The following is a 12,648-nucleotide window of genomic DNA, read 5'->3' on the forward strand; positions in this document are numbered from 1 at the left end:
GCGAGGGGGAACAACCCTCAGGCTATGGGGGCTTTGCCGTCGGCTGGATCACTCGCCGTCAGCAGGGTAAATTTTAGTGACATTGTCACTCTGCGTGAAGCGGTTCCTGCACGCGTTGGCGGCAGACCGTCAGCAGTAGCTGGCGCAGCCAGCGGTGATCTACCTCGGCGTCTAGGCGCGGATGCCACATTTGCGACACGGTGATGGGCGGCGTTTTCACCGGCAGCTCGAAGACGCGCAGCGGGCCGCCCGCCGGTTGCGCATGCAGGAACGAGGCGGGCAGCAACGCCAGCAGGTTCGAGGCTTGCGCCACCGCCAGCGCGGCCGGAAAGCTCGGCACCACGGCGGCGATATGGCGTGCCAGCCCCAGCTCCGCCAGCGCGGCATCTACCGGCCCGAGGATGCGCCCGCTGCGCGAGGCCACCACGTGGCCGCAGGCGGCGTAGTCGGCGGCGCCGATCTCCGGCTGTTGCGCCAGCGGGTGTGAGGCTCTCATCACGCCGACGAAGCGATCGCGGAACAGCGCCTGCAGGCGGATTTCCGGGCCCATGTCACCCAGCACGCCAATCTCCAGATCGACCAGCCCTTCACGCAGGGGGCGGTCGCTTTTCTCCGGCTTGGGCGCAAAGCGCAGTCGCACCCGCGGCGCCTGTTCGGCCGCGGCGGCGATCAGCGCCGGGCCAAAGGCTTCGACGAAGCCGTCGTTAGCACGTAGCGTAAAGGTCCGATCCAGCACGGCGGGATCCAATGCCCCCTGCGCCGGGCGCAACACCGCGCGCGCTTCGAACGCCGCGTGCCGCGCCCGCTCGCGCAGCGTTTCGGCATAGGGCGTCAGCACCATATGGCGGCCAGCGCGCACCAGCAGGGGATCGCCGGTGGCCGCGCGCAGCCGGCTGAGGGTGCGGCTCATCGCCGAGGCGCTTAAACCGAGACGCCGTGCGGCGCCGACGACGCTGCCCGCCGTCAGCAGCGCGTCGAGTGCGATCAACAGGTTGAAATCCGGATCGGTCATGCGTGGGTGTCCTGTGGTGCTGGAAATGGGGGAAGGCGTTTGCTGCAGTATATCAGCGTAAACGCTGCGTCTCCTGCGATTGATGAGCAATAAAAAAGCCGATAACGGAGGTTATCGGCTTGGGTGGCAGGCTGCGCGGCGTTACGCCGGCAGCTGCTGGGCGGTTTTCTCGACCAGCGCCAGCAACAGCTTGATGTCTTCCAGCGTCACGATCGGGTTCAGCAGCGTCATCTTCAGGCAGGTCACGCCATCGAACTCGGTCACGCCGACGTTGGCGCGGCCCGATTCCAGCAGGGCGTCGCCGATGCGCTGGTTGAACAGCGCGACGGCCGCGTCGCCGTTCGCCGCCAGCTGCGCCGGACGGTAGCGGAACAGCACGCTGGCCAGCTGCGGCTGCATCACCAGTTCCAGCGATTCCTGATCGGCGATGTAACGCGCCACCTGCTGCGCCAGCGTCACGCCATGATCGATGATCTCGGCGTATTGCTTCTGCCCCAGCGCTTCCAGCCCCATCCACAGCTTCAACGCATCGAAGCGGCGGGTGGTCTGCAGCGATTTGGACACCAGGTTTGGCACGCCTTGCGCTTCGTCGAACTCGGAGTTCAGGTAGGCCGCCTGATAGCGCATCAGCTCATAGTGGCGCTCGTCTTTCAGCAAGAAGGCCCCGCAGCTGATGGTCTGGAAGAACTGCTTGTGGAAGTCCAGGGTAATGGAGTCCACCAGTTCCAGGCCGTCCAGGTAGTCGCGGTACTGCTCGGAAAGCAGCAGCGCGCCGCCCCAGGCCGCATCCACGTGTACCCAAATCTGCTGCTGCGCCGCCAGCCGCGCGATGTCGCGCAGCGGGTCAATGGCACCGGCGTCGGTGGTGCCGGCGGTGGCGACAATCGCCATCACCTGCTCGCCGTTGGCCTTGGCCTGCGCCAGTTTTTCCGCCAGGTCGTTCACGTCCATACGGGCGAAGCGATCGGTTTTCACCAGGGTGACGGACTGATAGCCGAGGCCCATCAGCGCCATGTTCTTCTGCACCGAGAAGTGGGCGTTTTCAGAACAGAACACCTTCAGCTTGCGCAGATCGCCCACCAGGCCGTCCTGCTGCACGGAGTGGCCCTGACGCGCGAAGAACGCATCGCGCGCCAGCATCAGCCCCATCAGGTTGCTCTGGGTGCCGCCGCTGGTGAACACCCCGGCGTCGCCAGGCTGGTAACCGACCTGGGCACGCAGCCACTCGATCAGCTTCATTTCGATCAGCGTGGCCGACGGGCTTTGATCCCAGGAATCCATGCTCTGGTTGGTGGCGTTGATCAGCACTTCGGCGGCCTGGCTAATTACCAGGCTCGGGCAGTGCAGGTGCGCCACGCACTGCGGGTGGTGCACCGACAGGCTGTCTTTCAAAAAGTACTCGATGGCGCGATCGATCGCCGCCTGGTTGCCCAGGCCTTGCGGGGTGAAGTCGAGCTTGATGCGCTCGCGCAGTTCGGCCACGCTTTTGCCCTGATACATCTCGGGCTGTTGCAGCCACTGCACGACGGCTTCACTGCTCTGCGTGATCGCCTGACGGTAAGCCTCGGCGCTGTGCGCCGAGGAAGCCAGAATCGGGTTTAACTTGGACATCGCGGTTATTCGCTCCAATCAGACTGGCTTGACGCCGGCGGCCAACAGCGCCTGCTCAAATTTATCCAGGAAAATACCCAGCTCATCATTGGTGATCAGCAGCGAAGGCAGCAGACGTAGTACGCAGCCGTTGCGCCCGCCGCGCTCCAGGATCAGGCCGGATTCGAAGCATTTCTTCTGCAGCAGCGCAGACAGTTCGCCATCGGCCGGGTAGCAGCCCATGTGATCCTGCGCTTCGTTCGGCTTGACGATCTCGATGCCGATCATCAGGCCCAGACCGCGGACGTGACCGATCACCGGATAACGTTTCTGCAGCTCGGCCAGTTTGCCTTTCAGCCATTCGCCCTGAGCGGCCACTTTGTCGGCGACCTTGTGCTCTTTCAGGTATTGCAGGGTGGTCAGGCCGGTGGCCATCGCCAGCTGGTTGCCGCGGAAGGTGCCGGTGTGGTGACCCGGTTCCCAGGCGTCAAACTCTTTCTTGATGCCCAGTACCGCGAGCGGCAAGCCGCCGCCGACCGCTTTCGACATCACGATGATGTCCGGCTCGATGCCGGCGTGTTCGAAGGCGAACAGCTTGCCCGTACGGGCGAAACCGGCCTGAACTTCGTCGATGATCAGCAGAATGCCATGCTCCTGCGTCACTTTGCGGATGCGCTGCAGCCACTCGGCCGGTGCCGGGTTAACGCCGCCTTCGCCCTGAACGGCTTCCAGGATCACCGCCGCCGGTTTACGCACGCCGCTTTCCACGTCGTTGATCAGGTTGTCGAAGTAGTAGGTCAGCGCCTTGACGCCGGCTTCGCCGCCGATGCCCAGCGGGCAGCGGTATTCATGCGGATAAGGCATGAACTGCACTTCCGGCATCATGCCGTTGATCGCCGCCTTCGGCGACAGGTTGCCGGTGACCGACAGCGCGCCGTGGGTCATGCCGTGATAACCGCCGGAGAAGCTGATCACGCCGGAACGGCCGGTGTGCTTTTTCGCCAGCTTCAGCGCGGCTTCCACCGCATCGGCACCGGACGGGCCGCAGAACTGCAGGCAATAGGCTTTGCCTTCGCCCGGCAACAGAGAGAGCAGGTAATCGGAGAAACGATCTTTTAACGGGGTCGTGAGATCGAGAGTATGTAACGGCAAGCCGCTGGTAATGACATTTTGGATGCTTTGCAGGACGTCGGGGTGATTATGTCCAAGAGCCAACGTTCCCGCCCCGGCCAGGCAATCAAGATATTGATTATTCTCAACATCAGTGATCCAAACGCCCTGGGCTTTCGCAATTGCCAACGGCAATTTGCGCGGATAACTCCTAACATTCGACTCAAATTCGGCTTGGCGCGCCAAATAGGTTTCATTGTTTCCGTTTAATGAGTTTGCAACTAAAGTATCAATACGGACTTTATCCGTCATCATATCTCTCCTACAACCGAAGGTCTCAACACGCTCCGATTGAATTAATGAATTAGAAAAGTAACTGCCTTGTGAAAAGCGCGACCAATATATGGCTTTTTCGCCTGGGACTCAATAGCCGATTTTGTTTTGAATTGTTTAGTTTTTTCTTAGGCTCATCAATATGTTGTTGATTTATTGACCGTTGGTTTTGCCGGTAAAAAACAACATATCGTTAACATGGCACAAAAATCCTTTCCGTCGCCAACCTGCAGGCGGCTTTAATACGCTTATTAATAAGGTGAATTTCCGTTTAATAACATAAATAGGAATTAACGGCTTATTTTTATCTATTCACCACCTTAAGTCCTATAGCGTTTATATACACAAAATTTGTGATGAATATAAATGGCCAAGCGTTAAAAGCGCAGCATCCAGATCGGTGATTTCTCTCAGATTTCACGTAGCGCGATCAAAAAAGCGCGATTTTTACGCAGCGCCGGCCGGGTTCTCCGGCGCTGTTGCCGTTAACGTTGCCGTAACCAGGCGTGGTAGCGCTGCAGGATGCGGCGGGTACGCCACTGATCGACGAGCAGCGTGAACAGCGGGGAGTAGCGCACGCTGCGTGGCCGATTGTCACTCAGCGCTCGCATCCGGCGCTTGACCAACGCCATGCGGGCGAGCGACGCCATCGCTTTGCTGCGCCAGGTGACCGGGGCAGGCAGCGCATGGGGGGCCGCCCCGGTTTGCCAGCGCCGCGGCAGATCGGGCACTTCCGCCATGGCGGTGGCGATGCCGGCAACCGCGACGCCGCTGTCCAGCACCTGCTGCGCTACTGAAGGACGGGCGATGCCGCCGGTGGTCATCACCGGCATGCGGGCCACCGCGGCAAGATCGCGGGCGAAGGACAGAAAATAGGCTTCTCGCGCCAGGGTGCGGCCGTCCGCCGTTTCGCCTTGCATCGCCGGGCTTTCGTAGCTGCCGCCCGACAGTTCGATCAGATCGACAGGCAGATCGTTCAGCATCAGCACCACCTGGCGCGCATCGTCCGATGAAAAACCGCCACGCTGAAAATCGGCGGAGTTGAGTTTGACCGCCACGCAAAAGCCCGGCGAGACGCGCTCGCGCACCGCACGCACCACCTCCAGCAGCAGGCGGGCGCGGTTCGCCAACTCGCCGCCCCAGCGATCGTTGCGTTGGTTGGTCAGCGGCGAGAGAAACTGGGAAATCAGGTAGCCGTGCGCCGCGTGGATCTCCACGCCGGTAAAACCGGCCCGTTCTGCAGCGTGCGCGCTGGCGGCGAAGCGCGCGATAACCTCGGCGATCTGCGCTTCATCCATCGCCTGCGGCTGGGCAAACAGTTTGCTGTGCTTGCCCATCGCCAGCGGGATGGCGGAGGGCGCCCATGCGTTGCCGCCCATGTTCGCCATCACCTGCCGGCCCGGGTGGTTAAGCTGCATCCACACCTGCGCGCCGCCCTGGCGCGCGGCCTTGGCCCAGGTTTCGAACGGGGCGAGCGGCGTGTCTTGTTCCAGCACCACGCCGCCGGGGCCGGTCATGGCGCGGCCGTCGATCATCACGTTGCCGGTGATGATCAAGCCGGCGCCGCCTTCGGCCCAATAGCGGTATAAGCGCCACAGCGCCTGGCCGGGCAGTTGGCCCGGGGCGGCCAGATTTTCTTCCATCGCCGCCTTGGCCAGACGGTTGGTCAGGCGGCTGCCGTTGGGCAGCGTCAGTGGGGTAAACATCGGTTTTGCGCTCCTGTCGTAAGGGGAATGGCGCTATACTAGGTTTAAAGTTAACTTTAAGGTCAATAGGGCATGAAGATCGGAGAATTGGCGCAGCGCGCCGGCGTGGCCGCCTCGGCGATACGCTACTACGAGCAGCTGGGGTTGCTGCCGAAACCGGTGCGCGGCGTCAACGGCTATCGGGTCTACAGCGATAGCGCACTGGAGCGATTGCACCTGATCCAAATCGGCCAAAATCTGGGGTTTTCGCTGCAGGCGATCCAACGCGTGCTGGCGCTGCAGGGCAGCGCTTATGAGGATGGGTTGATACGCGGCGTCGATGAACGGCTGGCGGAGATCGAGCTGATGATGGCCACGCTGAATGAACAACGAGAAACCTTGTTGACGACCCGGCTGACCTTATTGGAGTCCGGTGTCGCCGGGCTGTGCCAAGCCAAGGGCGAAAAACAGGCCGACGCATCGCCGGCCCGGCCGGCAAAGCTTAGCGGCGTTTAAAGGCGGAACGCCCGGCATACACCGCCGCGGCACCCAACTGGTCTTCGATGCGCATCAGCTGATTGTATTTTTCGATTCGCTCGCCGCGGCTCGGCGCGCCGGTTTTCAGATGGCCGGCTCGCATCGCGACCGTCATGTCGGCGATAAAGCTGTCGACGGTTTCACCGCTGCGGTGCGAGATAAAGGTGCCCCAGCCGTTCGCCTGGCAGAGCTGTACGGCGGCGAAGGTTTCGCTCAGCGTGCCGATCTGGTTCAGCTTGATCAGCGCCGCATTGGCCAACCGTTCATCAATCCCGCGCTGGATGTATTTCACGTTGGTGACGAACAGATCGTCGCCGACCAGCTCCACCTGGTCGCCCAGGGCGTCGCTCAGAATACGCCAGCCGGCCCAGTCGTCCTCGGCCAAGCCGTCTTCAATCAGCACGATGGGGAAATCCTGCACCAGCCGTTGGTAATAGGCCGTCATCTGGGCTGCGTCCAACTCGAGATTCTCGCTGCGCAGGCGATACTTGCCGTCGGCGTAGAATTCGCTCGAGGCCGGATCCATGCAGATCGCGATATCTTCTCCCGGCCGGTAGCCGGCTTTCTCTATCGCCTGCACAATCAGCTCGAGCGGCTGGCGGTTTGAGGCGACCGCCGGCGCGAAACCGCCTTCGTCACCGACGCCGACCGACAGGCCTTTTTCCAACAGGATTTGGCGCAGCGTCTGATAAACTTCACTGCCCCAGCGCACGGCCTCGCGCAGCGACGGCGCGCCCAGGGGAGCTATCATAAACTCCTGAAAGTCCGCCCCTTGCCACCGGGCGTGCACGCCGCCGTTGATGATATTCATGCAGGGCACCGGCAGCAGGTTGGCGCCGATGCCGCCCAGATAACGATACAGCGGCAGCTGCGACAATTGCGCCGCGAGGCGGGCGGCGGCCAGAGAAACGCCGAGCAGGGCGTTGGCCCCCAATCGGCTCTTGTTCTCGCTGCCGTCCAGCGCGATCAGCCGGCGGTCTATCTCCTCTTGTTGGCGCACATCCACTCCGCGCAGCGCCTCGTTGATCGCCGTTTTGACGCTGTGCACCGCCTCCAGTACGCCTTTGCCGCCGAAACGGTGCGGATCGCCGTCGCGGTGCTCCACCGCCTCGCGCGACCCGGTGCTGGCTCCCGAAGGCACCGAAGCCCGGGCCACGACGCCCGCCGCGCTCATTTCGACTTCGACGGTCGGGTTGCCGCGCGAATCCAGGATCTCTCTGGCGGTTACGCTTTCAATCTCATCGTTCATGGGGTGTCACCTCGTTCTAGGGAGTGGGGACGTGCTTTATCAGCACATCGATGGATAAATGGTTGATGAATTCGAAGCCGAAGGAGGCATAGACGCCAAACGGACGGTTCTGATGGCCGAGCAACAAAAGATCGACGCCTTCACGGGCAATCAGGGCTTCGACGTCTTTGAAGCGATGGATGCTGACCATTGCGCGTACCTCCAGGGGGATTGAGCAGTCTTCCACCAGGCGGCTGAGCATGGCTTTGGCGGCGATCACCTCGCTGGACTGGCGATCTTTGGTTTGCGCATCGCTGAGGTAGTCCAGCTCGGCATAGTCGGCGCTGATGTGCGCCACGGTAATGCGCGTATTCATCTGCTGATTGAGGCGTTCGGCATGGCGCAACAGCAGCCGGCCGTCGCGTTCATCCTGTACCAGCAGTAAAGCGTGTTGGTAGATCGGCATGACTTATCTCCCTGCGTGAGCAATCTGTAGGGTTAACCACGGTAAAACCTCTTTTTTTCGGCTCGTCATACCGGGCAGCGACACCTGCTGAATGGCGAGTACCCGGTTCGACGAAAAATACAGGGTGGAACGGCGGTGGGTGATATCGGTAACCAACAGCGCGGTCATCTCCAGCCCGGCTTCCTGCTTCGCCTGCTCGAGCGCCTGTTGCAGCGCGGGCAACAGCGGATCGATGTCGCTCATGGCCCGCACTTCTATCTGCGACAGCAGCAGCGAAACGGTATGGATGCGGTAATTCTTGGCGTCGCGCTGCAGCAACTGCGGGGCGGATTGCCCGGAGAGATCGGTTTTGGCGGCCAGCAGCCCGGCGATGAAGGCGTCATAGTCGACGTGAGAGATTGCGCGCAACCGGGTGACCGCCAGCCGATCCTGTTCCGTGGTGGTCGGCGCACTGAGCGCGACGGTGTCGCTCAAGATGGCGCCCAGCAGCAGCGTGGCCTTCGCGGCGTTAAGTGGCATTGGCTTTTCTGTCGTCAGGATTTGCAGGATCACGGTGGCGCAACAGCCGACGGCGCGCACCCAGACATCGGGCGGGTTGCGGGTGACTAACGTGCCCAGCCGGTGATGGTCGATAACGCCGACCACGTCGCTGTCGGGCAATGAGGCCGGGCCTTGTTCGATATCGGTAAAGTCGACCAGCCAGACTTTGCGGTCACGGAGATCGTCTGTCAGCAGCGCAGGCGCCTGTATGCCGGCGGCAGCCAGTATGTAGCGGGTTTCCGGCGTGAGGTCGCCTAGGCGGAAAGCCACGGCCGGTTTGCCGAGGTGATTGAGCCAGTCCGCAACCACCAGCGCGCTGCAGATGCTGTCGCTGTCGGGATTTTTATGGCCGAAAACGCACAGGGGCATTTCCCGCGCGACGGCATCGGACTGGAGTGGAAAAGAGGTAAAACCTGAGATTTCATTCATAGCGGCTCCTGACATACCTGCCTAAAAAATAAAGCGAAGTTGTATATCAGGCGTCATCATCCGGTTCGAGTGAACGCGGCGGTTGGGAAAGGTGGAACACCATCACCTTGTGAACGACTGTAGCGCAGCGCGGGGGGAAACGCAACGCCCGGCAAAGTTGGCGAGAATACATAATCGGATTGATACTGTGAGTGAGTCTATGATGGACAAGGATATTATTTGCCGCTAACCGACGGATAGGCTGAACGGACTCACGCCGGCTATGCCGGGTCCGTGGGTGACACAATGGGAGACAACATGCTCGAACCCTGCTTCCCCGAAAACGAAGCCGAACGCCTGTCGGTATTGAACTCACTGAACGTGCTGGATTCGAACTCGGTGGAAAAACTGGATCGCATCACGCGGTTGGCGGCGAAATACTTCGGCGTGACCATTGCGCTGGTGTCGCTGATCGACCGGGATCGCCAATGGTTTTTATCGCGCTACGGTCTGGATGCCCGAGAAACGCCGCGCAATATCTCGTTTTGCGGCCATGCCATCTTGCAACGCGAAGCGCTGGTGGTGCCCGATACCGCCAAGGATCCGCGCTTTTTCGATAATCCGCTGGTGATCGGCGGGCCGAGGATCGGTTTTTACGTCGGGCAGCCGCTGCTGTCGCTCGATGGCTTGCCGCTAGGCACGCTGTGCATTATCGACAGCCACCCGCAGCCGTTTTCTCCTGCTCAACTGGCCGATCTGCACGATTTCGCCGCCGTGGTGGAGGAATATCTGCAGAGCATTGAACGCCTCGTCTATACCGAAAACCTGAAATCCGACCTGCAGCGCACGGAGGCGCTGTTCGAACAAACCTTCTCCCAGGCGGCGGTAGGTATGGCGCTGGTCTCGCTGCAAGGATATTGGCTGCGGGTGAATCCGCGCATCTGCGAAATGCTTCAGTACTCCGAGCGCGAGCTGATGGATCGTACCTTCCAGGACATCACCTATCCGCTCGATCTCAACACCGACCTGGAAAAGCTGCAGCAGCTGCTGAAAAATGAAATCAGTACCTATTCGATGGAAAAACGCTATTTCCGCGCCGACGGCTCGATCGTTTGGGTGCAGCTGACGGTGGCGCTCAATCGTTTGCCGAACGGCAAGCCGGACCATTTCATCTCGGTTATCGTCGATATCAGCGAGCGTAAAGCGGCGGAGGCCGATCTATTCGCTCTGCAACACGAGCTGGAACAACGCGTCGAAATCCGCACGCAGGAGCTGAACGTGGTGGTTAAAAAGCTCAACGAAGAGATTGAGACCCGGGTGCTCGCCGAATATCAGCTCAGTGCGGAGAAGGAGCGTCTGCGCGCCATTACCGACAATATGCCGGCCTTAATCAGCCAGATCGACGGCAATGAACGCTACCTGTTCGCCAACAGCGCCTACAAAACCTGGTTCGGTCTGGAGGAGTCCAGCCTCAGGGGGATGACGGTGCGCGATTTCATGGGGGAAAGCGTTTATCGAATAGCAAAACCGATGATCGAGCGGGCCCTCGCGGGCGAAATGGTGAGTTTTGAGAATGAGCTGCAGACCCGGCAAGGGCTGCTGATGATCCACACCACGCTGGTGCCGTGCGAAGCGCAGGGCTTCTACATTCTCGCCATGGACATCACCGAACTGAAGCGGCTGCAGCAGCGGCTGGAATATGACGCAACCCACGACATGTTGACCGGATTGACCAATCGCCGCGCGTTTCTACGCCGGTTGTCGGGCACGCTGCAGGCCTGTTGCCATCAGCGGCAGATGGCGCTGCTGTTTATCGATCTCGACGGGTTCAAAACCCTTAACGACAGCTATGGCCATGACTTCGGCGACGCGATCCTGAAGACGTTCGCCACATTGCTCAGCACCTGCGCCGGCGAGCGCCACAGCGTCTCGCGTCTGGCCGGTGACGAGTTCACGGTGATCCTGTGGCCGTTGACGGATCCGCGGCGCGAAGTCAGCGAGTTTTGCGAAAACGTGTTGGCGCATCTGGCCAAAATTACGCAGATCGGGCCGCAGAAGGTACGGCTTTCCGCCAGCATCGGCGCGGCCATTTCCCCACGCGGCGATGTGACCGAGGAGATGCTGCTGACCCGCGCCGACGGCGCGATGTATCAGGCGAAATCGGCCGGAAAGGGCACTTACGCCATCTGCGAGCTGTGAGCGTGCAACGGTGGCGGTCTCAGGGTAAGCTGTTTTTCTTTTCCTGTGAGCAGAACTCCGGATTTATTGCATGGCGTCAAATCATCAACATAAAGATTGGCTCGAACTGCGACGCGATGAGGAAACCGGTATTGAGAGCGTCAATGCCCACTTTCAGGGACATGCCTACGATCCTCACGATCATGATGAAATGCTGGTGGGTGTCACGCAGCAGGGTTTACAGCGTTTCAACTGCCACCGCTCATTGCATACCAGCCGGCCGGGGCGCGCCATGCTGATCGAACCGGGTGCGGTGCATGATGGCCATGCGCCGCAGGCCGAGGGATTTACCTATGCGATGCTCTATTTGCCCCAGCATTGGGTATCCGCCGCTATGCACCGCCGTGGAATGGGGGACGCCTCCGTGCTGGAAGGTGCCTTCCACAGCACGTTGACCGACGATCCGATGCTGGCGGCCGCGATACAGCAGGCCTTTTTCTCGTTGCATCATAGAGAGGGGCGACTGGCGCGCGATCAAAGCCTGGACCATCTGCTGACGCTATTGTCACGGCACATCCGTGCCAGGCCGGATTCCCAACACGACGACGCTTTGGTTGAGATGAACCGCTTACGGGACTATCTGCATGCACATATGGCGGATAATCCCAGTCTGGATGACCTGGCGCTTCAGTGTGGTCTGGACCGTTTCCGCCTGACTCGCCAATTCACTCGGGCTTTTGGCCAGTCGCCGCATGCGTATTTGGTTCGGTTGAGGCTGCGGGCCGCACGCTTGTTGTTGGCGCAGGGGCAAGAACCGGCGCAGGTCGCCATGCAGGTGGGCTTTGCCGATCAGAGCCATTTGGGTCGCTGGTTCCAGCGCGCCTACCGTTTATCACCGGCGGCCTATCAACGCCAGTGCACAAACGTTCTATACCGCTGATTTGCCATTTCCGATGATGTGCTTTTAACAGCACAACGGAGTAGAGCGAAAGATGTTTGATACCAAGATTGCGTTTATCGTACGCGACGATCTGCAGACCTGGCAGCGGCTGAACGTGGTGGCCTTTCTGGCGACGGGCATCGCCGCCGCCGCCCCGGAAATCATCGGCGAGTGTTACGTGGATGCGCAGGGCAGACGCTACGGCGGTATTTCCGGGCAGCCGATGCTGATTTTCGCCGCAGATTTGCCGGGCCTGCAAAATGTGCATCGCAAAGGGTTGGAGCGGGAATTGACGTTGATCCCCTATGTGCACGCCATGTTCTCGACCGGGCACGATGAAGCCAATCGGCAGGTTTTTCTCGCTGAAGACGCGGACAATCTGGATTTGGTCGGTCTGGCGCTGCGCGGACCGAAAAAAGCGGTGGATAAGGCGATAAAAGGCCTGGCGCTTCACGGCTGAGAATACCGTTGGCGCGATGTGTTTTTGCCCTTGAAATAAGCGTTAAAGAGTTTGAAGTCGAGTTAAATAATCAACGGCATGATTATTTAACTCATATTAAATGCCTTATTTATCCTTCAGTGTGCATAAAACGAAAGCAGCTATACTGCAGGAGACTTCTC

11 protein-coding genes and 1 riboswitch are annotated in these 12,648 nt (G+C 60.4%); of the genes, 4 read left to right on the forward strand and 7 right to left on the reverse strand.

Annotation, left to right across the window (positions count from 1 at the left end):
- Positions 1-85: 85 nt before the first annotated feature.
- The 4 genes from V8N38_RS12280 to V8N38_RS12295 form a co-directional block, all read right to left on the reverse strand.
- Positions 86-1,012: a LysR family transcriptional regulator gene (locus V8N38_RS12280; RefSeq protein WP_147839965.1), complete on the reverse strand. Its 927-nt coding sequence runs from the start codon at positions 1,010-1,012 to the stop codon at positions 86-88.
- 141 nt (positions 1,013-1,153) lie between these two features.
- Positions 1,154-2,623: a pyridoxal phosphate-dependent decarboxylase family protein gene (locus tag V8N38_RS12285; protein ID WP_060428375.1), complete on the reverse strand. Its 1,470-nt coding sequence runs from the start codon at positions 2,621-2,623 to the stop codon at positions 1,154-1,156.
- 18 nt (positions 2,624-2,641) lie between these two features.
- Positions 2,642-4,024 (reverse strand): diaminobutyrate--2-oxoglutarate transaminase, encoded by a 1,383-nt coding sequence (locus V8N38_RS12290; protein ID WP_071845411.1) that lies wholly within the window; start codon positions 4,022-4,024, stop codon positions 2,642-2,644.
- A gap of 506 nt (positions 4,025-4,530) precedes the next feature.
- Complete coding sequence (locus tag V8N38_RS12295) at positions 4,531-5,751, reverse strand: NADH:flavin oxidoreductase/NADH oxidase family protein (protein WP_087762827.1); 1,221 nt, start codon at positions 5,749-5,751, stop codon at positions 4,531-4,533.
- Positions 5,752-5,823: 72 nt separating this feature from the next.
- Here V8N38_RS12295 and V8N38_RS12300 point away from each other — a divergent pair, with 72 nt between their 5' ends.
- On the forward strand, positions 5,824-6,246 hold the full coding sequence (locus V8N38_RS12300) for a MerR family transcriptional regulator (protein WP_060418915.1): 423 nt from the start codon (positions 5,824-5,826) through the stop codon (positions 6,244-6,246).
- On the opposite strand, the gene eno is transcribed toward V8N38_RS12300, so the two are convergent.
- The 3 genes from eno to V8N38_RS12315 are packed head-to-tail and all read right to left on the reverse strand — an operon-like array spanning position 6,233 to position 8,930.
- A complete protein-coding gene (gene eno / locus V8N38_RS12305) occupies positions 6,233-7,516 on the reverse strand; it encodes a phosphopyruvate hydratase (RefSeq protein WP_060418913.1) in 1,284 nt (427 codons plus the stop codon). The two genes, V8N38_RS12300 and eno, sit on opposite strands and share 14 nt — an antisense overlap.
- Before the next feature lie 16 nt (positions 7,517-7,532).
- Complete coding sequence (locus V8N38_RS12310; RefSeq protein WP_046687045.1) at positions 7,533-7,961, reverse strand: universal stress protein; 429 nt, start codon at positions 7,959-7,961, stop codon at positions 7,533-7,535.
- A gap of 3 nt (positions 7,962-7,964) precedes the next feature.
- Complete coding sequence (locus tag V8N38_RS12315; RefSeq protein ID WP_147839964.1) at positions 7,965-8,930, reverse strand: DHHA2 domain-containing protein; 966 nt, start codon at positions 8,928-8,930, stop codon at positions 7,965-7,967.
- 40 nt (positions 8,931-8,970) lie between these two features.
- Positions 8,971-9,046: riboswitch (Fluoride riboswitch) on the reverse strand.
- Positions 9,047-9,227: 181 nt separating this feature from the next.
- Here V8N38_RS12315 and V8N38_RS12320 point away from each other — a divergent pair.
- The 3 genes from V8N38_RS12320 (at position 9,228) to V8N38_RS12330 (ending at position 12,487) form a co-directional block, all read left to right on the forward strand.
- Complete coding sequence (locus tag V8N38_RS12320; RefSeq protein ID WP_084827804.1) at positions 9,228-11,108, forward strand: diguanylate cyclase domain-containing protein; 1,881 nt, start codon at positions 9,228-9,230, stop codon at positions 11,106-11,108.
- 70 nt (positions 11,109-11,178) lie between these two features.
- A complete protein-coding gene (locus V8N38_RS12325; RefSeq protein WP_060439948.1) occupies positions 11,179-12,027 on the forward strand; it encodes an AraC family transcriptional regulator in 849 nt (282 codons plus the stop codon).
- Positions 12,028-12,079: 52 nt separating this feature from the next.
- Entirely contained in the window at positions 12,080-12,487 is a 408-nt protein-coding gene (locus V8N38_RS12330; protein ID WP_019455349.1) for a DUF2000 domain-containing protein, read from the forward strand.
- Positions 12,488-12,648 lie beyond the last annotated feature (161 nt).

Source organism: Serratia nevei, assembly GCF_037948395.1.
GTDB classification, from domain to species: Bacteria; Pseudomonadota; Gammaproteobacteria; order Enterobacterales; family Enterobacteriaceae; genus Serratia; species Serratia nevei.